This window comes from Martelella mediterranea (assembly GCF_021021415.1).
Lineage (GTDB): Bacteria > Pseudomonadota > Alphaproteobacteria > Rhizobiales > Rhizobiaceae > Martelella > Martelella mediterranea_C.
This window is the reverse complement of record NZ_JAINWJ010000001.1, coordinates 119,820-141,045: the sequence shown is the minus strand read 5'-3', so window position 1 is coordinate 141,045 and position 21,226 is coordinate 119,820. Positions and strand designations below refer to the sequence as shown.

Genomic DNA, 21,226 nt, shown 5'->3' with positions numbered 1-21,226 from the left:
GCTTCGTGAATTTAAAACCCGCCCGGTTCGCCCGGGCGGGTTTTTTGTTGGCGGTGCCCGCCCCATTCTCCCTCGTCATCCTCGGGCTTGACCCGAGGATCTAAGCACGTATCAGCACGACCAGCGTTTCGGACGAAAATCTATTTAAATACGCCCTATTCCCAAACGCCAACTCCGCTCGTGTGGAAAGGTGGTTAGATCCTCGGCACAGGGCCGAGGATGACGTCCGTAAAGGGGATAGGCTTGTCAGCAGTCTGCGTCGTCGGTTCACCCGTGCGTTTTTGCGGCTGCCGATTTTCAAATTTCTCGACCGTCAGTCTTCCGCAAGCCGTTCGAGCGCGAGCTTTCCGACGGTCAGCGGAATGTCGGCCCGGATATCGTCATCCCGCAGGAACCAGACTGCGGAGAGGCCGCACCAGGCGATAGTCCAGCGGAGCAGGCGTGTCCGGTCGAGATCGGCGGCCGCAGCAATAATGTCCAGACGGCGGTCGAAGCGGCTCTGATCGCGCGCGATGACGGCGTCCGGGACATCGATATCCGGATTGCAGAAGACATTGGCGAAGTCGAAGGCGCGCTCGCCGTAAAGCCCCTTGGGGTCGATGGCAAGAAAGCCGCGGTCGCCGAAATCCAGAATATTGCCGTGGTGCAGGTCGCCGTGCAGCGGGCGGAGATCCCGCGGTTCGTCGAGCAGGCGGCGCGCCTCGTCCGACGCCCGGTCGAGGAATGGGTGTTCGCCGGGCGTCGCCTCCAGCAGCGCCCGGAAATAGCGGTCGAGCGGCGTCAGCGCAGGCAAAGGGGCAGGGCGGTGGGCATGTAGCCGCGCGGCGGTGGCGCAGATCTGGCGGCAGGCGCGATCATCCTCGTCGGAAAGAGAAAGGGCGGTCAGCGATACTGAACCCGTCGCCCGCTCCATCAGGATCGCATTGTCGGCTTCGGCGAGAATGCGGGCTGCGCGATCGCCGTCCCACCATTTGAGCAGGGCGGCGCCGATGGCTTCCTCCGGATCGGTGAACCGCTTCAGCATTGCCGGCCGGCCGTTGCGGAGCACCGGCAGCAATGCGCCGGTCGCCGTCACGATCGGCGCGCCGGCCGGTGACAGTTGCCATTCGGCCAGCAGCGCCTCGAACATGGCCTATTCGCTCTGCTCGGCGGCCTCCAGCATCGCGATCCTGTTGGAAGCATCGAGGCCGGCGATCTTGTAGGCTTCGGCAAGGGTCGGATAGTTGAAGGTATTCTCGACGAAATACTCCACCGTGCCCTTCAGGTTCAGCACCGCCTGGCCGATATGGATGAGTTCGGTCGCGCCCTCACCGACGATATGGACGCCGAGCAGACGATGGGTCTTCAGCGAGAAGATCATCTTCAGCAGCCCGTTCTGAATGCCCATGATGTGACCGCGCGAGGTTTCGCGGAAGAAGGCGATGCCGCATTCATAAGCGATGCCGCGTTCCTGAATTTCCTCCTCGGTCATGCCGCAGGTCGACATTTCCGGCACGGCGTAAATGCCGTAGGGAAAGAATTGCGGCGGCTCCTCGGCCTCCGCGCCCACGGCGTGGCGGGCGGCGATGCGGCCCTGTTCCATCGAGGTCGAGGCAAGGGCAGGGAAGCCGATCACATCGCCGGCGGCGTAGATATGCGGCACATCGGTCTGGAAGGTGATCGGATCGACCTTGATGCGGCCGCGACGGTCGGCCTCCAGCCCCACGGACTGAAGGTTCAGCGTGTCGGTCGCGCCCTGGCGGCCGGCGGCAAACAGCACCGATTCGGCCATCAGCACCCGGCCGTTGGAGAGCGTGACACGCGCCTTGCCGTCGGCGATCTTCTCGACCTTGTCCGCGCCCGCGCCGAACAGAAGCTTGACGTTGCGGTCGCGCAGTTGGGCCGCGAAATTGTCGCGGATCTCGCGGTCGATGAAATCCAGCATGCTGTCGCGCGGCTCGACCACGATCACCTGGGTATCGAGCGCGGAAAAGATGGTCGCATATTCGATGCCGATCACGCCGGCGCCGACGACGATCATAGAACGCGGAATCGCCTTGATGTTGAGCAGCTCGTCGCTGTCCATCACCGTCTGGCCATCGAACGGCACGTTCGGCGGGCGGTACGGCCTTGTGCCGACCGAGATCAGCACGGCTTCGGCGTGAACGCGCTGGATTTCACCGCTGTCCTTCTCGATCTCGATCGTATGGGCATCGACGAAATGGGCGAAGCCGCGCACCTGCTCGACGCGATTGCGCTCGAACTGCCATTCCAGCACGTCGATCTCGTAATCCAGCGTCTTGATCAGGCGGGCGCGCAGGTCGTCGGCGGTGATCTTCTGTTTGACGCGGTAGGAGCGGCCGTAGAAGCCGCGCTCACGCCAGCCGGTGAGGTTCAGCACGGTTTCGCGCATCGTCTTGGACGGGATGGTGCCGGTGTGGACGGAGACCCCGCCCACCTGAGAGCCCTTGTCGATGACGAGCGCCGTCTTGCCGAGCTTGGCGGCCTGCACCGCGGCGCGCCGGCCGGCCGGACCGCTGCCGATGACGACCAGATCGTAAGAATTCATAAAATCACCCCGATTTGGTTATTCAAATTCAAAGACATGTGCCGGAAGGCACAATCCTATCGTTCTGCCGCATGTCCGCCGTCGCCGGAAGATTCCGCCTGACATGCGAAATGCTTTACGTGAAATGGTTCCCGCGCCGCAACAGCGCGGCGTTTGCGGCGCAATATGGTCCCGCTCCGTGATGTTTTCATTACATACAGCCACAAGCTGCATGCCGAGTCTATGGCCTCAGATGAGCTTTAAGCCCTTGAAGCTGACATAGCCATCCTTGCCGATGATGATGTGGTCATGCACCGTGATGCCGAGCGGCTTGGCGCTGTTGATGATCATATGGGTCATGTCGATATCCGCGCGCGAAGGGGTCGGGTCGCCGGAGGGGTGGTTGTGGACCAGTATGATCGCCGTGGCCGACAGTTCCAGCGCCCGCTTGATCACCTCGCGCGGATAGACCGGCGTATGATCGATCGTGCCGATGCCCTGGATTTCGTCGGCGATCAGCTTGTTGCGCTTGTCGAGAAATAGGATGCGGAACTGTTCGCGGGTCTCGTGCGCCATGGCCGCGTTGCAATAGTCGATCACCGACGACCATGATCCGAGGATCGGGCGGTCCTTCAGCGAGCTTTTCAGGCTGCGCTGCGCCAGAGCCGACATCAGTTTGAGGTCGAAGGCGACGGTCTCGCCGATGCCCGGGACCTCCTGCAGCAGTTCCGCCGGCGCGCCGAACACGCCGCCAAGCGAGCCGAACCGCTCGATCAGCGCCTTGGCGATTGGCTTGGTATCGCGGCGCGGGATCAGCCGGAACAGCAGCAGTTCGAGGATTTCGTAATCGGCGAGCGCGTTGGCCCCGCTCTCCCTGAAACGGGCGCGCAACCGGTCGCGATGGCCGTGGACATGGCTCGGCGTCTTGTCGCGGATATCGCCGCCCCTAAACGGACGTTCGGGCGGTTGATCGGCGAAGAACGTCCGTTCGTCGGGGCCGTCTTCTTCAAGGCCGGCTGGTTTGCCTTTGGCGGGCGGTTTCTTCATGCGGCTCCTGGAGCGATAGCAGGCAACATCGGTTCCAATCCTGAAACGACCTAAAGCGCGGGTGTCAGCCCCGGACGGTCGTAGCCGCCGGGCGACAGCGTGAACACCTCGCAGCCTTCGCTGGTGACGCCGACGGTATGCTCGTACTGGGCCGAAAGCGAGCGGTCGCGGGTCACTGCGGTCCAGCCGTCATTCAGCACCTTCACATGGGGCTTGCCGAGGTTGAGCATGGGCTCGATGGTGAAGATCATGCCTTCCTTCAGTTCCGGTCCCTCGTTCTTGCGGCCGTAATGCAGAATGTTGGGCGCATCGTGGAACAGCCGGCCGACGCCGTGGCCGCAGAAATCGCGCACCACCGAACAGCGCTCGCTTTCGGCATAGGTCTGGATCGCCTCGCCGATGGCGCCAGTGCGCGCGCCGGGCTTCACTGCGGCAATGCCGCGCAACAACGATTCGTAGGTCACTTCCAAGAGCCGTTCGGCCGCCCGCTTCAACTGCCCTACCGGATACATCCGGCTCGAATCGCCGTGCCATCCGTCGAGGATATAGGTGACGTCGACATTGATGATGTCGCCCTCGCGCAGCGGCTTGGCATTGGGCATGCCATGGCAGACGACATGATTGATCGAGGTGCAGCTTGAATATTTGTAGCCGCGATAGCCGAGCGTTGCCGGCACCACGCCGTGGTCGAGACCGTACTGCAGCACGTGGCGGTCGATCTCCTCGGTGGTGACGCCCGGCTTGATCAGATCGGCGAGGCTGTCGAGACAGCCGGCGGTGATGCGGCAGACCTGGCGCATCTTCTCAAAGCCTGCCTCATCATAAAGGCGGATTGTACCGTCATTCTTCAGCGGCGCGGTTGCCGCATCGGCGTAATTTACCATGGTCATCCTCCGCACCGCCCTGGCGTGTGCGCTTACATGTTATCAACCAATACTGTACCATCTGGCGTGATGCTGTCACGGGATACATTGCATTTTATCGCATAGGCCTCGACGCCGGCGCGACGGGCGCATTTGAAGGCCTCGGCATAGACCGGGTCAAGATCGGCGGCGATGGCGAAGCCTTCGCAATCGCCGCGCTGGATCAGATAGACCATCGCCGCCCGTTTTCCCGCCGCGACCATATCCGCAAGCTCGGCCAGGTGCCGGGTTCCGCGCGCCGTCGGCGTATCGGGAAATTCCGCGAGACCGGGCGTGCGGATGAAGTGGACATTCTTGACCTCGATGTAAAGGTCGGGCCGGTCATCGGCCGACAGCAGCAGGTCGATACGGCTCTGGCGGCCATATTTCTGTTCGCGCCGGATCACGGGGTAGTCGGCAAAATCGGCCACCATGCCCATCCGGATCGCCTCTTCGACAAGCCGGTTCGGCAGACCGGTATTCACGCCGACGACGGTGCCATCGGCCTCGATCAGCTCGAAGCGGTGGGGATATTTGCGCTTGCCGTCGTCATTGCGCGACAGCCAGATGCGCGAGCCGGGCGTATTGAGCCCGAGCATCGAGCCGGTATTGGGGCAGGAGCCGGTGATCGTCTCCCCGGTGTCCTCCAGAACGGCATCGAACAGAAAGCGCTTGTAGCGCCGGATCAGCGTTGCCGCTATCAAGGGAGGATCGAACTGCATGGGAATGCGTTTTAGCCTTTCAAGTGCCGCTTGCAAGGGGTGGACGCCAACGAGGAGACGAGATCATGGAATGGATAACGGGCGGATGCCTTTGCGGCAGGGTGCGGATTGCGGTGTCGGGAGAGCCCTATCGGGTGGGCGTGTGCCATTGCCTCGATTGCCGCAAGCATCACGGCGCGCCGTTCCAGGCGGCCGCGATCTTCCCCGAGACCGCCGTCAGCATTGCGGGCGAGGCGAGCTGCTTCGAAGACAGGTATTTCTGCCCGACCTGCGGTTCGCCGGTCTATGCCGTGAGCGGCGATGAAATCGAGATCAATCTCGGCACGTTCGATCAGCCCGACCGTTTCAAGCCGACCTATGAACTGTGGACGATCCGGCGCGAATCCTGGCTTCCGCCGCTGCCGGTCGCCCATCGCTACGAGCGTGACCGGGAAGGCGAGGGGCGAACGGAAGACTGACCTGCTTGCACCCGGCCGCCAAACCGGGCAGATTTGCCGGCGACTGATTTGCGCCGCCGCGGCGCCTGGAGAGATGCGATGAAATTCGGCCGGATGATCTTGAGTGTAACCCTTGTGGCGGCGGCCTCGCTTCTTGCCGCCTGCTCCACCACCTGCGGCGAGCCGGACGTCTGCGATACCGGCACGGCGGCCTATCCGCAGTTTACCGATGAAGAGGTCGCGACCATGACGACCAAGCTCGACGGACTGGCCGGCATTCCCGCCCCCCAGTAATCCTCCAAAAACCTCCGTTCTTGCCTTCCTCTGTGGCAAGGATGAAACAGAGTATTAGGATTTCTGCCGCAAAATCGACGCAAGTGCAGTTGATTGTTGCGTAAGGGCGGTTTTTCCTGCTCTCGTTTCGACGATCCTTCGAAAGGCAAGGATCGTTCAACCCAGTGTTCCAAGAGGAAGAAGATGGAAGAGTTCCACAAGGTCAGGCGACTGCCGCCATACGTTTTCGAACAGGTCAACCGTTTGAAAGCGAGCGCGCGAGCGGCGGGCGCCGATATCATCGACCTTGGCATGGGCAATCCCGATCTTCCGACCCCGCAATCCGTGGTCGACAAGCTGTGCGAGGTCGTGCGCGATCCGCGCACCCACCGCTATTCCTCGTCCAAGGGCATTCCCGGTCTGCGCCGCGCCCAGGCCGGCTATTATGCCCGCCGTTTCGGCGTCAAGCTGAACCCGGAGACCGAAATCGTCGCCACGCTCGGCTCCAAGGAAGGCTTTGCCAACATGGCGCAGGCAATCACCGCGCCCGGCGATATGATCCTTTGCCCGAACCCGACCTATCCGATCCACGCCTTCGGCTTCCTGATGGCCGGCGGCGTGATCCGTTCGATCCCGGTGGAGCCGGATGACAGCTTCTTTGGGCCGGTCGAGCGGGCGGTGAAACACTCGATCCCCAAGCCGATCGCGCTGGTGCTCAACTACCCGTCGAACCCGACCGCGCAGGTGGCGAGCCTGGATTTCTATCGCGAGGTCGTTGCCTTTGCGAAGAAGCACGAGCTTATCGTGCTCTCCGATCTCGCCTATTCGGAAATCTATTTCGATGGCGCGCCGCCGCCCTCCGTGCTCCAGGTGCCGGGCGCCAAGGACGTCGCGGTCGAGTTCACCTCGATGTCCAAGACCTATTCCATGCCGGGCTGGCGCATGGGCTTTGCCGTCGGCAATGAGCGGCTGATCTCGGCGCTCGCGCGGGTGAAGTCCTATCTCGATTACGGCGCTTTCACCCCGATCCAGGTTGCCGCCACGCACGCGCTGAACGGCGATGGCTCGGATATCGCGGAGGTCCGCTCAATCTACCACAAGCGTCGCGACGTCATGGTCGAAAGCTTCGCCAAGGCCGGCTGGCAGGTGACCCCGCCGGCGGCGACCATGTTCGCCTGGGCGAAGATCCCCGAGCCTTTCGCGGAGATGGGCTCGCTTGAATTCTCCAAGCTGCTGGTGGAAAAGGCCGATGTCGCCGTTGCCCCCGGCATCGGCTTCGGCGAGCAGGGCGACGATCATGTGCGCATCGCGCTGGTCGAAAACGAGCACCGCATCCGCCAGGCCGCGCGCAACCTCAAGCGTTTCTTCGCCACCACTGAGGTCGCGCCCGACAACATCGTGTCGCTGAAGGCGCATCGATAGTGTAGCGGCAAGGTGCCCCCCTCTCGCAATTCGATCAGGAAGGCGATGGCTTTCCTGATCGCCCAATGTTCATGCCAGGTTCATAACCAATACCGCATTCCTCTGACGAGAATTAGTTTATCGCTGGGGAAGAATCCTCTTTTAAATCAGGGGTGGTAGCGCTATCATGAATAACAAGAGAAACCTTGCGGGAATGGTTCACGTTGGGAATTTGCCTGGCTGGCAGGCGAAGCCGGCGCTCGCGGCAGGGCTTCAAGCGGAGGAACTGCGGATGAGTGAAACCTTTGGCCGGGTAAAGAAAACGATCATCGCCGTCATCGGCTCGGCCGAGCGCGACGTCGTTGAGCTGGCTACGTTGGACGATCTGGGCGTCAACTCGATCGATATCCTCGAGCTGGGCATGGCTCTTGAGGACGAGTTCGCTGTGGTGATTATGGATGAGTATCTTTTCTCCAGCGCCACCGTTGGCGATCTGGTCAAGACTATACACAAATCGCAGGCCCACTATTCGCAACTTGCGGACCCGGCGGAAGTTTTCGTCCACAGCGAAGGTGAAGCAGGAGCGTGAATGTTTCCGCTCGATGCCGTTCCTGTGCAGGCCCTTCCAAATTTCCCGGCCCGGAATGTTTCAATTGCCGCCGAAACGATCTAAATGAAGCGCGGACGCTTGCGTCCGAACGTGAAATTCGGGTCAGTAGGAATACCCCATGGCAGATGCCCTGAAAATCGGCGTCGCCGGTCTTGGAACCGTCGGCGCCTCGCTTGTGCGCATCATCAGCGAGCGATATGAAAACCTCGCCACCGCCTGCGGTCGCGCCATTATGGTGACGGCGGTATCGGCGCGCGACCGCAGCAAGGATCGCGGCATCGATGTCACCTCGGCCACATGGTACGAAGATCCGGCGGCGATGGCGCGCGAGGGCGATATCGACGTGCTGGTCGAGCTCATCGGCGGCGCGAGCGGGGCCGCGAAGGATGCGGTGAATGCGGCGCTGGAGCGGGGCATTCATGTCGTGACCGCCAACAAGGCGTTGCTCGCCGAAGACGGCGTGGCGCTCGCGGCGCTCGCCGAGGAAAAGGGCGTGCTGCTGAATTTCGAGGCGGCCGTCGCCGGCGGCATTCCGGTGATCAAGGCCGTGCGCGAATCGCTCACCGGCAACACCATGACCCGCGTCTACGGCATCATGAACGGCACCTGCAATTACATCCTGACGCGGATGGAAAAGGAGGGGCTGTCCTTTGAGGACTGCCTGAAGGAGGCCCAGCGCCTTGGCTATGCCGAGGCCGATCCGTCCTTCGACATCAACGGCAATGACACCGCCCACAAGCTCGCGATCCTGACCTCGCTTGCCTTCGGCTGCGAGATTTCCTGCGACGATATCTATCTCGAGGGTATCTCCAACATCACCCAGGACGATATCCGCGCGGCGGCCGAACTCGGCTATCGCATCAAGCTCCTGGGCGTTGCCCAGCGCACGGGCGGCGGCATCGAACAGCGCGTGCACCCCACCATGGTGCCGCATGATACCGTGATCGCACAGGTCGATGGGGTTACCAATGCGGTGGCGATCGAATCCGATATTCTCGGCGACCTGCTGATGGTCGGCCCGGGGGCGGGGGGCGATGCCACGGCCTCCGCCGTACTTGGCGATATCGCCGATATCGCCAAGTCGCGCCCCGGCGCGCAGACCGTGCCGGCGCTCGGCCGGCCGGCGAAATCGCTGGAGCCCTACAAGCGGGCGCGCATGCGCAGCCATGAGGGCGGCTATTTCATCCGCATGCGGGTGGCCGACCGGATCGGCGTGATCGCGGCGATTGCCCGGCGCATGGCCGACAACCAGATCTCGCTCGAATCGATCGTGCAGCATTCGGCCAATGGCGAGCGCGACGCGCCGACCAAGACCATTATCATGGTCACCCACGCCACCACCGAGCTTTCGATCCGAAACGCCGTCAAGGCGATGGAGAGCGATGGCTACATCGTCGGCAAGCCGCAGGTTATCCGCATCGAAAAGCCCTGAAGCGCGGTTCCTGCTCCGGATTCGCGCTTCGGCTGCCATGCGTCGTCGCGATCAGCCGATGACATCGGGGCGCATCAGGCGCTATGAAGGGCAGAACGTCAAAGCGGAGCCGAGGCCTGATGACTGATACTGCCGCCCAGCGCAAGGCGAGCCCCCGGGCATTTCTGGGCGTGGATCGTTCCGCGCGCGAATTGCGCTGGGTGCCGCGTCTGGGGCCAGCCGGCGAAAACCGGGCGCTGGCCATGGCGCAGAACCACGGCCTGTCCGAGCTGATTGCCCGGGTGCTGGCCGGCCGCGATGTGCCGGTGGACGACGCGCCCGCCTTTCTCGACCCGACCCTGCGCTCGCTGATGCCGGACCCTTTCAGCCTGACCGATTGCGAGGCAGCGGTCGCGCGCCTGATCGAAGCCGTCAAACGCGGCGAAAAGGTCGCGATCTTCGGCGACTACGACGTCGACGGGGCCTGTTCGTCGGCGCTCATGTACCGCTTCCTCACCATGCTCGGCCTCGAGGTCGAGATCTATATCCCCGACCGGATCTTCGAGGGCTACGGGCCGAACCCGCAGGCGATCGAAAGCCTGATCAGGGACGGCGCGAAACTGATCGTGACCGTGGATTGCGGTTCCACCAGCCACGAATCGCTTGCGGCGGCGAAGGCACTCGGCGTCGATGTCGTGGTGATCGACCACCATCAGGTCGGCGTCGACCTGCCGGAATGCGCAGCGCTGGTGAACCCCAACCGCGAGGACGATCTGTCGGGGCAGGGGCATCTCTGCGCCGCCGGCGTTGTGTTTCTCGTTCTGGTCGCCGCCCACCGCGCGCTGCGCCAGGCCGGCGACATGCGGGCCGGGCGGATCGATCTCCTGTCCTGGCTCGATCTGGTGGCGCTGGCGACGGTGTGCGACGTGGTGCCGCTCAGGGGGCTGAACCGCGCCTATGTGGTCAAGGGGCTGATCGTGGCGCGTTCGCTCTCCAATCCCGGTCTCGCGGCGCTGTTCAAGCGCGCCGGCCTCGCAGGGCCGGTGACGCCCTATCACCTCGGTTTCCTCATCGGCCCGCGCATCAACGCCGGCGGGCGGATCGGCGACGCGGCGCTCGGCAGTAGGCTTCTGACCGTCGATGATACGGAAGAGGCAGAGGCGATCGCCGAACGCCTCGACCAGCTCAACCGCGAGCGCCAGGCGATCGAGACGGCGATGCTGCAGGAGGCGGAGGCCGACGCGATCGCCGAATTCGGCGATGGCAGCGGCGCGGGCGTGATCGTGACCGCCCGCCAGGGCTGGCATCCCGGCATCGTCGGCCTGCTGGCCTCGCGCCTGAAGGACAGGTTCGGGCGGCCCGCCTTCGCCATCGCCTTCGATGCCAATGGCCGCGGTACCGGTTCCGGCCGGTCGATTTCTGGCTTCGACCTCGGGCGGATGGTGCGCATGGCGGTGGAGCAGGGGCTGCTGGTCAAGGGCGGCGGGCATGCCATGGCCGCCGGCCTGACGGTGACGCGCGAGAAGCTCTCGGCGCTTCGGGCCTTCTTTGAGGACCACGCGTGCGACGCCGTCGAGGCGCTCGCGGCCGACGCGGTGTTGAAGATCGACGGCGCGCTCAGCGCCTCGGGCGCCACGCTTGACCTGATCGACCGGCTGGAAGCGGCGGGCCCCTACGGCTCCGGCCATCCGCAGCCGATCTTCGCGCTGCCGCAGCACAGGGTGCGCGACGCGCGCGTGATCGGCGCAGGCGGCCATGTGAAGGTGCGGCTTGAAAGCGCGGAGGGGACGGCGCTGGATGGCATCGCCTTCCGTGCTGCCGACAAGCCTCTGGGCGAGCTTCTGCTTGGCAGCCGCGGACGCAGCCTGCATGTCGCGGGAACGCTTTCCGGCGACCACTGGCAGGGCCAGCGCCGCGTTCAGCTGCGAATCATCGATGCGGCCGTTACATCATAAAATGAAATGCGGGGAATTCTTTCGGCTGGGAAACCGAAGGTTTTGAAATGGCACGCCCTAGGGGAATCGAACCCCTCTTTCCAGAATGAAAATCTGGCGTCCTAACCGATAGACGAAGGGCGCACATTTCAAAAACGGCGGTCACCGCAAAGCCGGAACCGCCGCCGCAGCAAACACCATTCTCGAAGCATCCAGGCTCCGGAAACATCCCGCAAAAGGTCAATGACCTCGCGCAAAGGATGGCACGCCCTAGGGGAATCGAACCCCTCTTTCCAGAATGAAAATCTGGCGTCCTAACCGATAGACGAAGGGCGCATGCGTTCGCTGGGCGCCCTTATAATCAGGCAGATGAATTGCCGCAAGCGCAAATCAGCGAATTCTTCAAAAAAAAGACACATCAGAGGCGCCGGTTGCGGCGCCTCAATAAGTATTTGTTTTTTCCGCCTAAAATCCGTGCTTGCACGGTCAGCGGAAAAGTCCTCTTACCAGCTTCCGGTGTTCTGCATCGAAGCCCAGGGCTCCTGCGGCGGCAGCGCATCGCCTTCCTGCAGGATTTCAACCGAAATGCCGTCGGGCGAGCGCACAAATGCCATATGGCCGTCGCGCGGCGGGCGGTTGATGGTGACGCCGGCATCCGCCATCTTCTGGCAGAAATCATAGATATTTTCGACCCGATAGGCGAGGTGGCCGAAATTGCGGCCGCCGGAATATTCTTCCGGATCCCAGTTATAGGTCAGCTCCAGCTTCGGCACGTGGTCGTTGTCGCCCTTTTCGAGATCGGCGGGTGCGGCGAGGAAAATCAGGGTGAACCGGCCCTTTTCGTTCTCGATCCGGCGGACTTCCTTCAGCCCCATCAACTCGCAGTAGAATCGCAGCGAGGCGTCGATATCCGTTATGCGGACCATGGTGTGGAGATAATGCATAGGTCACTTTCCTGTGGGCTAAACTGAAAATTTCTGCGGCGTTGACCCGCAATTCCCGATTTCATGCGTTTGGGTATTGCAGGAATCAGATGGATGAATGTTATTCTTCTGTGAAGAATCAGTTAATTCGCGGCCTGGGTTTTTCAAGGAGCGGGGGCAACATGGCCGAGAGGTCTCAAGCGGGAAGATATTCTGCCGCAGAGGATGCGGGCCTTGAAGCCGGGGAACTGCTCGAGGTTACCGGCTTCGTGAAGTGGTTCGACGTCGGCAAGGGTTTTGGTTTCGTGGTGCCGGACAACGGCATGGACGATATTCTCCTCCACGTCACCTGCCTGCGCAAGGACGGCTACCAGACCATACTGGAAGGCACCCGCGTCGTGGCGCTGGTGCAGAAGCGCGAGCGCGGCTATCAGGCGTTCCGCATCCTGTCCATGGACCAGTCCACCGCCGTCCATCCCTCGCAGCTGCCGCCGGTCAAGACCCATGTCCATGTCGAGGCGACGAGCGGGCTGGAGCGGGTGATCGTCAAATGGTTCAACCGCGAAAAGGGCTTCGGCTTCCTGACCCGCGGCGAGGGCACCGAGGATATCTTCATCCACATGGAGACGCTGCGCCGCTACGGCCTGACCGAACTGGTCCAGGGCCAGAGCGTGCTGGTGCGATTCGGCGACGGACCGAAGGGCCTGATGGCCGCCGAGGTTCATCCCGATATTCCGAACCCGATGCACCGCACCAACTGACGCGTCGTTTGGGCCAATCGTGTCCGGTTCAATAATCGCGAGAACATCGAAAAGCGTTGAAATCGCTGAATTTCGTGTCTTTATTGAATTTCACGACATCGCTTTTCTCTTCGCGGCTTCGGTTGAGTAAGGCCCCACCCACCCATGCCGAGTCATCCTCGGGCTTGACCGGAGGATCCAGGCCATATGATAAATGGTTGCAGAAAATATCCTGAATTCAATGTCTTGAACCGCCTGGAAGCTCGGGCTTGATGTAAAGCCCGGAGATATGGCTGACAGGTTTGCTGCGAAGAACACGCGGTATTGGCCGTCGGTCTCCAAGGGTCTGATGGCGAGTGCCTCGCCCTGAAAGGCGTTTGGCATGCGTCAGGCCTGCCCCTTGAAGGCGACGTAGGCTCTGGTGCTACTGACTCGCCTGACGATCTTGCCCGGATCGTAAACAGGCTCCGGAGCAGGGGCGGGAAAGCTGCGCGACGATGGGCGGTAACGGCTGGCGGGCACGGCCATGGCGATGCCCTGATAAGGCCGATAATGGTTGTAGAGGTCGCGCCAGCGATCGAATGCCCCTTTTGACTTGTTTGAAGGCGGACGCCGCGAGCGTTCCTGCGCCGCCTCGCCAGATCTGACGCGCTTCAGCCAGACATAGCCCGTTCGACGAGATATCCCGAAGCGCAGGCACAATTCCGAAACACTCGCGCCCTCAAGCGCACAAAGTCGGCAAAACTCCAACCTTTGATTGTTGATTTTCGCTGAGAACTGCCCCGTATTTCCACTGAGAACTAACTCTGACGCACTTTGCTGCTGTTGGAAGGCAGGCTTTTGCTAATTCACTTGAGAATCAGCTTATGCGACATCGAATTCCGCACGCGAGTCTCGCGCCTGACGGCTTTTCAGTAGATGAAGTGAAGGTTGTAGCGGATAGCGTTCAGATCCTGTTACGGTCGCGCCACCCCCTTGGGAAGATATCCGGACTGCGGACGAGCGAGCCGAGAGTTCAAAGCCGATATGTTCGCCGACCTGCTGACCTTCCACTTTCTGGTCGGCGTGTAAAGTTGACGATAGTCGCGCGCCGGTTCTGGTGCGATTCTGTCCTCTGCGGTCGGCGCGTATTCTGCGAGCAGTTCGATGGCGGTGTGTTGGCCCGCTATGGACGGCGCACTCAACGGCTGGAAACTGTCGTCCACCATCTTGGCCTGGCACTCGGCGGCAGAACGGCTGCCGCCTTTGCCAATCGCCTCATGATGCCGGTGGGCAACGACACGCTGCTGCGGGTGGTTCGCCGACGTATAGCCGATCAGAGCGATAAACTCACTGTCATAGGCTTTGATGACTTTGCCTTTCGACGCGGCCAAACCTACGGAACAATCGCTTGCGGCCTAGAACGGCGGAGGCCGGTCACTCTCTTGCCGGATCGGGCGCCGGATACGTCTCGACTATGGCTGGCCCAACATCAGTCCATATCGATCGTGGCTCGCGACCGGGGCAGAGGATAGTAGTCGCCCTTGTCGGCAACGAAGATATGTTTGCTGACGTGCAAGGTGGAGGTGTCGTCCAGGCAACCGGCGGCGATGCCGATGCCTGCTTCGTCATTCATGCGATAGAACAGGCTGGATCCACAATGCGTGCAGAAGCCGCGTTTTGCATGATCAGACGATGCATACCATCGCAGTCCTTCGTCATTCAGGAATGTCAGCTTGTCGAATGGCGCGTGGGTCGATGCCCAGAGATGACCGCTGGTTCGTCTGCACTGGCTGCAATGGCAGATCGTGACGGTGTCGCGCACATTTTCCACCTCGAAAGCGACCGCGCCGCATTCGCATCTGCCTTTGATCATCTCAATCCTCTCCATCATTTTTCAACTGCTTTCGCATGATCGGTCGCGTCTCGGATCGGCGGGCGACCTCGGTGAAACCGGCGCTGCTATATGTTCCCATGAAACCGGTCCAGGCATAGACGGCCGGATATTTTGCTTTTGGCGTATCGATCGGGTAGCCCTCGATGATTGCTGCCCCGTGCATACGGGCCCATTCGACAGCCGCGTTCAACAGTTTGAGCGAGAGCCCCTGACGCCGGTATCGCTTGTCGACCAGGAAACATGAAACGCTCCAGACCGCCCGTTCATCCACCGGCTTCAGGATTCGTGACGATGCAAGGCGCGGGAATGCCGATCGCCGGTCGACCTGGATCCATCCGACAGCCTCGTCTCCATGCATTGCGACAAGCCCCGGAACAGCGCCGCTGTCGAAGATCGCCTTCATGGCCTGCCGATTGCCATCACCCTTTCCGGCTTCCATCGCCCTGGCGCTGCGTCTCCATAACATGCACCAGCACCCGCCACAGCCGCCTTTCTCTCCCATAACGGCCTCAAAGTCCGCCCATCTTGCCGGTCGGATATCAAAAGCTAACGGCGCATGCGGTTGGCGTGCCATCTGTTATCCGTGTCCGTGAATGTTACGTTTCTGCAGGGTCATGCGGCTTTGCCTTTTTGCCGGAAGATCGTGAAAACGCCGCTGGCGATGATGATCGCCGCGCCCAGGAAGGTCGCGGCGTCCGGACTTTCCCGCCAGATCAACCAGCCGAACAGCGTGGCCCAGATGAGTGCGGTATAGTCCAGCGGCGCGACAATAACCGCCGGGGTCAGCCGAAAGGCCTGCGTCATCATTGTCATGCCCGCCGTTCCGAAAATGGCGATGGCCGCAAAAAGCCAAAGGTCTTCGAGGCGCACCGGCACCCAGACGAAGGGCACGATGAACACGCTGATCAGCGCTGCCGTGCCCGTCAGATAGACCAGCAGTGTCCACACACTCTCACGCGCATCGACCCAGCGGGCGCTGAGCATCAGCAATGCGTAGACAAGTGCTGTGGCAACGGGCAGCAGTGAGGCCGCCTGAAAGGTCGCGCCGCCCGGGCGGATGACCACGAGAACGCCGAGAAAACCGAAGAGGACCGCCAGCCATCGCCGTATATGGACCTTTTCGCCCAAAAACAGCGCCGAAATGAGGGTAATGAAGAAAGGCGCCACGAAGATCAGCGCGGTGGCCTCCGCAAGTCCGAGATATATAAAGCTCGTGAAGAACATCATCGTGGCGCAGACCCAGAGCGCCCCGCGCAGCATGTGTGCTGCGGGCCGGTAGGTCTTCAGCGCCTGCCGTCCACCCATGGTGATGGCGATGAGCACGGTGAAGGGAAAGGCAACCACATTGCGCAGAAACAGAATCTCAAGCGGCGGGTAGTGCGAGGTCAGCGCCTTGGCTACTGCATCATTGGCGCTCAGGCAGGCAACGCCGGCGCACATCAGGACAACGCCGCTGGTGTAACTTGCCTCTCTGCCGGACGGCGCAGCCTGCATGTCGATCTCTTTCTGTCGATGCCTTTACGTATGCGAAGTGACAGACTGCCCGATCCGGAGCTGAAGAGGCAAGTGCGAGGACGTCGTAGAGGTCATTGAAGCCCGGGTCGAGTACGGCCTTCCTGGCTGGTCCGGCAGCCTTGGCGTCGACGGCGCGGCCGGCCTTGTCGCTGCCCGTCGACCTCGTTTCGGCAAGCTCAAACGCTTCGCGTTCAAATCGGTGGTTCGCTTTTTGACCTGTTCGCGGGAACTTGTTTGCCGATGGGAAAATGAGCTAACGATCCCTGCAGCCAAGGGAGCGTGTTCGTGGATTATACGACTTATCTGGACCAGACCATTCTCGACTTCGTTAATGAAACAATGGCTTTCTATCCTGCGGACCTGAAGGGTGACGACTGGGACGGGCAGCGGGCGGCTTACGATCGTATGGCGGCGCATTTTCATGCCGGACGACCGGTAGGGCTCACGGTTCTCGACGGGACGATCGACGGCGTGCCGGTTCGCTTTTATGGGGCAGAGACCGACACGGTCATTGTCTATGCCCATGGCGGCGGCTTTGTGCTGGGCGGGCTGGAGAGCCATGACGATGTTTGCGCGGAAATTGCCGCCGAGACCGGCGTTCAGGTGGTGTCCGTCGACTACAGGCTTGCGCCGGAGCACCGCCATCCGGCGGCCTATGATGATATGATGGCCGTCCTGCGCGCGCTTGCAGAGGCGCGCCGGCTGGTGCTTTGCGGCGATAGTGCCGGCGCGTCGCTCTGCGCCTCCGTGGCCGGAACGTGGGTGGGGCCGGCGCTTGCGGGGCAGGTTCTGATCTATCCCTCGCTCGGCTTTGCACCGGAGGGCGGAAGCTTCGAGACTCATGCCCACGCGCCGTTGCTTTCCCGTGACGAGTTGCGCGGCTATGGCGATGTACGCGGCGGCACGCCCGAAGATCCGAGGGCAACGCCGCGGGCCGGCGATCTTGCCCGCCTGCCGCCAACTTTCATCTATTCCGCCGAATGCGATCCGCTGCATGACGACGCGCTGCGTTATCAGGCCGCCGCGCAAGCTGTCGGCGGTTCCGTCCATGTCGAAACCGGAACGGGACTGGTGCATGGCTGGCTGCGCGCCCGCCACCGCAGCCAGAGGGCGGCGGATATGTTCCGGCGGATCACGGAGCGGCTCTCGCTCCTGTGCCACGGCGACTGAAGGCCGGTCACGGCTTCTTTTCGATCTTGCGCAGCGAGTGCCCATAGGCCTTGCGAAAGGCCTTGCTGAGGGCAGGGGCGTTCGAATAGCCGGAGCGGATCGCGATTTCGCGCAGGCCCAGCGCCGTGTTTTCCGCCATCTCGCGGGCGTGAGCCAGCCTGATGTTCTGGTAGTACTGCCCCGGCGACATGCCGAGCTCGGCCTTGAACAGCCGGTTAAGGGTGCGTGTCGACATGTGGGCGCGATCGGCAAGCGCGCTGAGCGACAGCGGATTTTCGATCGTTTCCACCATGATGTCGATGATGGCGTCCATCTTGCCGCGTCCTGGCACGGAAAGCGCCGTCGGCATGCGCGCGCCGTCGCGCTGTGGGCTTGCATCATGCATGAACATGGATGAAACCATGAACGCCCTGGCCGCGCCAAACTCCTCGGTGATGAAGGCGAGAATCAGTTCCAGCGCCGTCGAGGCGCCGCCGCAGCTCCACAGCCGCCCTTCCTTGACGTAGCCTGCCTGGCTGACGTGAACGTCCGGAAAGGTCTCCGCAAACTCGCTGATCACCGACCAGTGCAGCGTTGCCGTCAGGTCGTCCAGAAGACCGGTCGAGGCGAGCATCCATGCACCGGCATCCGCGCCTATGACATAACGGCTCTGTCGGGCGAGCGCCATCACGAGGCGCTGGTTTTCAGGCGTTGGGTGCTGGCGGTAACCGTTGCTGGAAATGATAACGAGAAGATCGGAGGCCTCGATGTCCTCGCGCTTTGCCGTGGGGACGAGCAACAGGTGCGAAGAGCTTTCCACCGCTTCGTCATCGGCGCTGATGACCTGCCATCTGATATCCTCCCGATAAAGATCGTGAACCATGCGAAGCGGTTCGAGAAGACATGAGAAGACCAGGTTCGAAAAGCCGTCAAGGAGCAGGAATGTGACGTTCATGGGGCGAAATTGGCCTTATTGGACAATAAAATGGCATAATAGGATAAAACACCGGCGCATGGCTAACCTATTCTCCTGCCCATCGAAACCGTCAGTCCTCGCGACAGCGCGCCTCAGGCCCGTCGCCTGGACAATCGGACGAGCCGGTGACGAAGTCTGTCCTGACGGGGCATGCCTGTCCCTAGCGGCATGCGACTGTTTTTCCACCGGGTCATGCACATGGCTGCACGCCGCGTGCCGGGATGCGTCTCGCATCCGAAGTCCGATTCATACCTGCATGTTAAACGCCGCGCAGGGCGTCAATCTGCGCGAGAAAAATTGGAATTCGCACCCGGCCTTCAAGGTCAGGCCGGCTTGTGCGCAACGAGAATTCTCGCTCTCCGCCTCTTCACGACGGGAGTGACACAACAGGAGTATTCATGCCTCTGACAATGAACAGGGATGTCTTCATCACGTGTGCCGTAACCGGTTCAGGCAGTACCCAGGACCGCTCGCCCCATGTTCCCCGTTCACCGGAAGCGATTGCCAAAAGCGCCATTGATGCCGCCAAGGCGGGCGCAGCCATCGTTCACTGTCATGTCCGCGATCCCGAAACCGGCGCGCCGTCACGCCTTCCCGCACTCTACCGCGAAGTGACGGACCGCATCCGCGATGCGGAGGTCGATGTGGTGCTGAACCTGACGGCCGGCATGGGCGGCGATATCACTTTCGGGTCGACGGAAGCGCCGTTGCCGGTCAATGAAGCCGGAACCGACATGATCGGCGCCGCCGAACGCGTCGTCCACATCGCCGAATGCCTGCCGGAACTGTGCACGCTCGATTGCGGCACGATGAATTTCGCCGAAGCCGATTACGTGATGACCAATACGCCCGGCATGCTGCGCGCCATGGGGCAGATGATGACGGATCTCGGCGTGAAGCCGGAGATCGAGGCTTTCGACACCGGCCACCTCTGGTTCGCCAAACAGCTGGTCAAGGAAGGCATTTTGACATCGCCGGCGCTGGTGCAGCTATGCATGGGCGTGCCATGGGGCGCGCCGAACGACCTCAACACCTTCATGGCCATGGTCAACAATGTTCCGGAAGACTGGCACTGGTCGGCCTTCTCGCTCGGTCGTGATCAGATGCCCTATGCGGCAGCCGCCATGCTTGCCGGCGGCAATATCCGCGTCGGGCTTGAGGATAATATCTATCTGTCGAAGGGCGTGCTCGCCACCAATGCCCAACTCGTCGAAAAAGCGGTCACGATTGCTGAAAACATGGGCGGTCGCGTCATCGGGCCGGAGGCCGTGCGTGAAAAGCTCGGTCTGGTCAAACGTGCGCCGAAGGGGGCTGCCTGATGAGTTCGGATGGCCCATCAAAGGTCACCATTATCGGCGGCGGCGTGATCGGCGGCGGCTGGGCCGCACGCTTCCTGCTGAATGGTTTTGATGTCGCAGTGTTCGATCCCGATCCGGAAGCCGAACGGAAGATTGGCGAGGTCATCGCCAATGCCCGCCGCTCGCTGCCGGCGCTCTACGATAAGCCGCTGCCCGTCGAAGGGGCGCTGACCTTCTGTGACACACTTGAAGAGGCTGTCTGCGGTGCCATCTGGGTACAGGAAAGCGTGCCGGAACGGTTGGCGCTGAAGCATGAAACCCATGCAGCGATTTCTGCGGCGGCGGGAAAGGGGGCGATCATCGGTTCGTCCACGTCCGGTTTCAAACCCTCTGAGCTGAATGAAAAGGGTGCCCGCGCCATCGTCGCCCATCCGTTCAACCCGGTCTATCTGCTGCCGCTCGTCGAACTCGTGGGCGATGAGGCGACCTGCGCGAAGGCTGCCGACATCCTCACCGCCATCGGCATGTACCCGCTGACAGTGAAGAAGGAAATTGATGCCCATATCGCCGACCGGCTGTTGGAGGCGATCTGGCGCGAAAGCCTGTGGCTGGTGAAGGATGGCGTCGCCACAACGCAAGACATCGACGAGGCGATCCGGATGGGCTTCGGCCTGCGCTTTGCCCAAATGGGTCTGTTCGAAAGCTATCGGATTGCCGGTGGCGAAGCTGGCATGAAGCATTTCATGGCGCAGTTCGGCCCGGCGCTTTCCTGGCCGTGGACAAAGCTCATGGACGTGCCGGAATTCAACGACGAGCTTGTCGAGCTGATCGCTGGGCAGTCGAACGACCAGTCGGGTGAAAAGTCGATCCGGTCGCTGGAGCGGGAGCGCGACGACAACCTTGTTGGCATCCTGCGGGCGCTGAAGGTCAGCGACAATGCCGCCGGCAAGGTCGTGTCGGCGCATGAGGCCGATCTTGTTGTCGCCGGAGCGCGCGATGGCCTTCCCGTGACGCTTAGCCGCCAGGTGCCGCCGTCATGGACCGATTATAACGGCCACATGAACGAGGCCTTCTATCTGGAGGCCGGCTCCAAGGCTACAGATGGCTTCATGGCGCTGATCGGCGCGGATGCAGCCTATTTCGCCGGCGGGCTTAGCTATTTCACCGTCGAAAGCCATGTGCGCTATCTGAACGAGGTTCACGAGGGCGACAGGCTGACGGCGACGTCGCAATTGCTATCCGGCCAGGGCAAGAAGATGCATCTGTTCCACCGGCTTTTCCGCGGCGACGGCGAACTGGCGGCAACCGTCGAGACGCTGCTGCTGCACACCGACCTCAAGGCGCGGCGTACGTGCGTTCCGGAAGGTGAGGTCGCCGAAAAGCTGGCGGAATTCGAGCGTGTACATTCCGTTTTCGATGCCGATGGCGCTGGCCGCTTTGTCGGCGAGCGGCCCGGCAGTCGTTAGCTGCGACCGGGCAAAGTTT

Annotated in this window: 21 protein-coding genes, 2 tRNA genes and 1 pseudogene; 10 read left to right on the top strand and 14 right to left on the bottom strand. The window is 61.9% G+C overall.

Annotated features, from left to right (window positions below; all coding sequences use genetic code 11):
* Nucleotides 1-313: 313 nt before the first annotated feature.
* The 5 genes from K7H91_RS00670 to sfsA form a co-directional block, all read right to left on the bottom strand.
* A complete protein-coding gene (locus K7H91_RS00670) occupies nucleotides 314-1,129 on the bottom strand; it encodes an aminoglycoside phosphotransferase family protein (protein ID WP_230718230.1) in 816 nt (271 codons plus the stop codon).
* 3 nt (nucleotides 1,130-1,132) lie between these two features.
* Nucleotides 1,133-2,548 carry a Si-specific NAD(P)(+) transhydrogenase gene (sthA, locus tag K7H91_RS00665; protein WP_230718228.1) on the bottom strand — a complete coding sequence of 472 codons (1,416 nt, stop codon included), beginning with the start codon at nucleotides 2,546-2,548 and terminating at the stop codon, nucleotides 1,133-1,135.
* 228 nt (nucleotides 2,549-2,776) lie between these two features.
* A complete protein-coding gene (gene radC, locus K7H91_RS00660) occupies nucleotides 2,777-3,574 on the bottom strand; it encodes a RadC family protein (RefSeq protein ID WP_230718226.1) in 798 nt (265 codons plus the stop codon).
* 50 nt (nucleotides 3,575-3,624) lie between these two features.
* On the bottom strand, nucleotides 3,625-4,458 hold the full coding sequence (gene map / locus K7H91_RS00655; RefSeq protein ID WP_230718224.1) for a type I methionyl aminopeptidase: 834 nt from the start codon (nucleotides 4,456-4,458) through the stop codon (nucleotides 3,625-3,627).
* Between the two features lie 32 nt (nucleotides 4,459-4,490).
* Nucleotides 4,491-5,198 carry a DNA/RNA nuclease SfsA gene (gene sfsA, locus K7H91_RS00650; protein WP_230718222.1) on the bottom strand — a complete coding sequence of 236 codons (708 nt, stop codon included), beginning with the start codon at nucleotides 5,196-5,198 and terminating at the stop codon, nucleotides 4,491-4,493.
* Nucleotides 5,199-5,263: 65 nt separating this feature from the next.
* Here sfsA and K7H91_RS00645 point away from each other — a divergent pair, with 65 nt between their 5' ends.
* The 6 genes from K7H91_RS00645 (at nucleotide 5,264) to recJ (ending at nucleotide 11,285) form a co-directional block, all read left to right on the top strand.
* A complete protein-coding gene (locus tag K7H91_RS00645; RefSeq protein WP_230718220.1) occupies nucleotides 5,264-5,656 on the top strand; it encodes a GFA family protein in 393 nt (130 codons plus the stop codon).
* A 78-nt stretch (nucleotides 5,657-5,734) separates the two neighbouring features.
* Complete coding sequence (locus K7H91_RS00640; RefSeq protein WP_018065958.1) at nucleotides 5,735-5,929, top strand: hypothetical protein; 195 nt, start codon at nucleotides 5,735-5,737, stop codon at nucleotides 5,927-5,929.
* A gap of 183 nt (nucleotides 5,930-6,112) precedes the next feature.
* A complete protein-coding gene (locus K7H91_RS00635; RefSeq protein ID WP_018065959.1) occupies nucleotides 6,113-7,330 on the top strand; it encodes an LL-diaminopimelate aminotransferase in 1,218 nt (405 codons plus the stop codon).
* Between the two features lie 166 nt (nucleotides 7,331-7,496).
* Nucleotides 7,497-7,898 (top strand): acyl carrier protein, encoded by a 402-nt coding sequence (locus K7H91_RS00630; protein WP_230718218.1) that lies wholly within the window; start codon nucleotides 7,497-7,499, stop codon nucleotides 7,896-7,898.
* Nucleotides 7,899-8,037: 139 nt separating this feature from the next.
* Entirely contained in the window at nucleotides 8,038-9,351 is a 1,314-nt protein-coding gene (locus K7H91_RS00625) for a homoserine dehydrogenase (RefSeq protein WP_230718216.1), read from the top strand.
* Between the two features lie 119 nt (nucleotides 9,352-9,470).
* Entirely contained in the window at nucleotides 9,471-11,285 is a 1,815-nt protein-coding gene (gene recJ / locus K7H91_RS00620; protein WP_230718214.1) for a single-stranded-DNA-specific exonuclease RecJ, read from the top strand.
* 48 nt (nucleotides 11,286-11,333) lie between these two features.
* On the opposite strand, the gene K7H91_RS00615 is transcribed toward recJ, so the two are convergent.
* From K7H91_RS00615 to K7H91_RS00605, 3 genes are all read right to left on the bottom strand, one after another.
* Nucleotides 11,334-11,408 (bottom strand) — tRNA-Glu (locus K7H91_RS00615).
* A 117-nt stretch (nucleotides 11,409-11,525) separates the two neighbouring features.
* A tRNA-Glu gene (locus tag K7H91_RS00610) sits at nucleotides 11,526-11,600 on the bottom strand.
* Between the two features lie 167 nt (nucleotides 11,601-11,767).
* On the bottom strand, nucleotides 11,768-12,208 hold the full coding sequence (locus tag K7H91_RS00605; RefSeq protein ID WP_230718212.1) for a VOC family protein: 441 nt from the start codon (nucleotides 12,206-12,208) through the stop codon (nucleotides 11,768-11,770).
* A gap of 227 nt (nucleotides 12,209-12,435) precedes the next feature.
* On the opposite strand from K7H91_RS00605, the pseudogene K7H91_RS00600 reads away from it, so the two are divergent.
* Nucleotides 12,436-12,948: pseudogene (locus K7H91_RS00600) on the top strand (cold-shock protein); the annotation flags it as partial.
* Nucleotides 12,949-13,314: 366 nt separating this feature from the next.
* On the opposite strand, the gene K7H91_RS00595 reads toward K7H91_RS00600, so the two are convergent.
* The 5 genes from K7H91_RS00595 to K7H91_RS00575 all read right to left on the bottom strand — a co-directional run bounded on the left by K7H91_RS00595 (nucleotide 13,315) and on the right by K7H91_RS00575 (nucleotide 16,297).
* The gene (locus K7H91_RS00595) at nucleotides 13,315-13,677 is read right to left on the bottom strand and encodes a helix-turn-helix domain-containing protein (RefSeq protein WP_269065820.1); all 363 of its coding nucleotides are present in this window, start codon (nucleotides 13,675-13,677) and stop codon (nucleotides 13,315-13,317) included.
* Between the two features lie 206 nt (nucleotides 13,678-13,883).
* Entirely contained in the window at nucleotides 13,884-14,300 is a 417-nt protein-coding gene (locus K7H91_RS00590) for a hypothetical protein (RefSeq protein ID WP_230718206.1), read from the bottom strand.
* A gap of 98 nt (nucleotides 14,301-14,398) precedes the next feature.
* Nucleotides 14,399-14,800 (bottom strand): GFA family protein, encoded by a 402-nt coding sequence (locus K7H91_RS00585; protein ID WP_230718203.1) that lies wholly within the window; start codon nucleotides 14,798-14,800, stop codon nucleotides 14,399-14,401.
* Nucleotides 14,784-15,269 (bottom strand): GNAT family N-acetyltransferase, encoded by a 486-nt coding sequence (locus tag K7H91_RS00580; RefSeq protein WP_230718201.1) that lies wholly within the window; start codon nucleotides 15,267-15,269, stop codon nucleotides 14,784-14,786. The genes K7H91_RS00585 and K7H91_RS00580 overlap by 17 nt, the downstream gene beginning before the upstream one ends.
* A 146-nt stretch (nucleotides 15,270-15,415) precedes the next feature.
* Nucleotides 15,416-16,297, bottom strand: coding sequence for a DMT family transporter (locus K7H91_RS00575; protein ID WP_230718199.1), 882 nt, complete (start codon nucleotides 16,295-16,297; stop codon nucleotides 15,416-15,418).
* A 306-nt stretch (nucleotides 16,298-16,603) separates the two neighbouring features.
* On the opposite strand from K7H91_RS00575, the gene K7H91_RS00570 reads away from it, so the two are divergent.
* Nucleotides 16,604-17,488 (top strand): alpha/beta hydrolase, encoded by an 885-nt coding sequence (locus tag K7H91_RS00570; RefSeq protein ID WP_230718198.1) that lies wholly within the window; start codon nucleotides 16,604-16,606, stop codon nucleotides 17,486-17,488.
* A gap of 7 nt (nucleotides 17,489-17,495) precedes the next feature.
* On the opposite strand, the gene K7H91_RS00565 is transcribed toward K7H91_RS00570, so the two are convergent.
* Complete coding sequence (locus tag K7H91_RS00565) at nucleotides 17,496-18,422, bottom strand: GlxA family transcriptional regulator (RefSeq protein WP_230718196.1); 927 nt, start codon at nucleotides 18,420-18,422, stop codon at nucleotides 17,496-17,498.
* 419 nt (nucleotides 18,423-18,841) lie between these two features.
* On the opposite strand from K7H91_RS00565, the gene K7H91_RS00560 reads away from it, so the two are divergent.
* Nucleotides 18,842-19,762 carry a 3-keto-5-aminohexanoate cleavage protein gene (locus tag K7H91_RS00560; RefSeq protein ID WP_230718194.1) on the top strand — a complete coding sequence of 307 codons (921 nt, stop codon included), beginning with the start codon at nucleotides 18,842-18,844 and terminating at the stop codon, nucleotides 19,760-19,762.
* A complete protein-coding gene (locus tag K7H91_RS00555; protein WP_230718192.1) occupies nucleotides 19,762-21,207 on the top strand; it encodes a carnitine 3-dehydrogenase in 1,446 nt (481 codons plus the stop codon). Before K7H91_RS00560 ends, K7H91_RS00555 begins: the two co-directional genes overlap by 1 nt.
* Nucleotides 21,208-21,226 lie beyond the last annotated feature (19 nt).

What these genes read in the sequence shown, in the direction of transcription:
- K7H91_RS00670 (WP_230718230.1), bottom strand. Translation starts at nt 1,129, where the DNA reads ATGTTCGAGGCGCTGCTGGCCGAATGGCAACTGTCACCGGCCGGCGCG.
- sthA (WP_230718228.1), bottom strand. Translation starts at nt 2,548, where the DNA reads ATGAATTCTTACGATCTGGTCGTCATCGGCAGCGGTCCGGCCGGCCGG.
- radC (WP_230718226.1), bottom strand. Translation starts at nt 3,574, where the DNA reads ATGAAGAAACCGCCCGCCAAAGGCAAACCAGCCGGCCTTGAAGAAGAC.
- map (WP_230718224.1), bottom strand. Translation starts at nt 4,458, where the DNA reads ATGGTAAATTACGCCGATGCGGCAACCGCGCCGCTGAAGAATGACGGT.
- sfsA (WP_230718222.1), bottom strand. Translation starts at nt 5,198, where the DNA reads ATGCAGTTCGATCCTCCCTTGATAGCGGCAACGCTGATCCGGCGCTAC.
- K7H91_RS00645 (WP_230718220.1), top strand. Translation starts at nt 5,264, where the DNA reads ATGGAATGGATAACGGGCGGATGCCTTTGCGGCAGGGTGCGGATTGCG.
- K7H91_RS00640 (WP_018065958.1), top strand. Translation starts at nt 5,735, where the DNA reads ATGAAATTCGGCCGGATGATCTTGAGTGTAACCCTTGTGGCGGCGGCC.
- K7H91_RS00635 (WP_018065959.1), top strand. Translation starts at nt 6,113, where the DNA reads ATGGAAGAGTTCCACAAGGTCAGGCGACTGCCGCCATACGTTTTCGAA.
- K7H91_RS00630 (WP_230718218.1), top strand. Translation starts at nt 7,497, where the DNA reads ATGAATAACAAGAGAAACCTTGCGGGAATGGTTCACGTTGGGAATTTG.
- K7H91_RS00625 (WP_230718216.1), top strand. Translation starts at nt 8,038, where the DNA reads ATGGCAGATGCCCTGAAAATCGGCGTCGCCGGTCTTGGAACCGTCGGC.
- recJ (WP_230718214.1), top strand. Translation starts at nt 9,471, where the DNA reads ATGACTGATACTGCCGCCCAGCGCAAGGCGAGCCCCCGGGCATTTCTG.
- K7H91_RS00605 (WP_230718212.1), bottom strand. Translation starts at nt 12,208, where the DNA reads ATGCATTATCTCCACACCATGGTCCGCATAACGGATATCGACGCCTCG.
- K7H91_RS00585 (WP_230718203.1), bottom strand. Translation starts at nt 14,800, where the DNA reads ATGATGGAGAGGATTGAGATGATCAAAGGCAGATGCGAATGCGGCGCG.
- K7H91_RS00580 (WP_230718201.1), bottom strand. Translation starts at nt 15,269, where the DNA reads ATGTTATGGAGACGCAGCGCCAGGGCGATGGAAGCCGGAAAGGGTGAT.
- K7H91_RS00575 (WP_230718199.1), bottom strand. Translation starts at nt 16,297, where the DNA reads ATGCAGGCTGCGCCGTCCGGCAGAGAGGCAAGTTACACCAGCGGCGTT.
- K7H91_RS00565 (WP_230718196.1), bottom strand. Translation starts at nt 18,422, where the DNA reads ATGAACGTCACATTCCTGCTCCTTGACGGCTTTTCGAACCTGGTCTTC.
- K7H91_RS00560 (WP_230718194.1), top strand. Translation starts at nt 18,842, where the DNA reads ATGCCTCTGACAATGAACAGGGATGTCTTCATCACGTGTGCCGTAACC.
- K7H91_RS00555 (WP_230718192.1), top strand. Translation starts at nt 19,762, where the DNA reads ATGAGTTCGGATGGCCCATCAAAGGTCACCATTATCGGCGGCGGCGTG.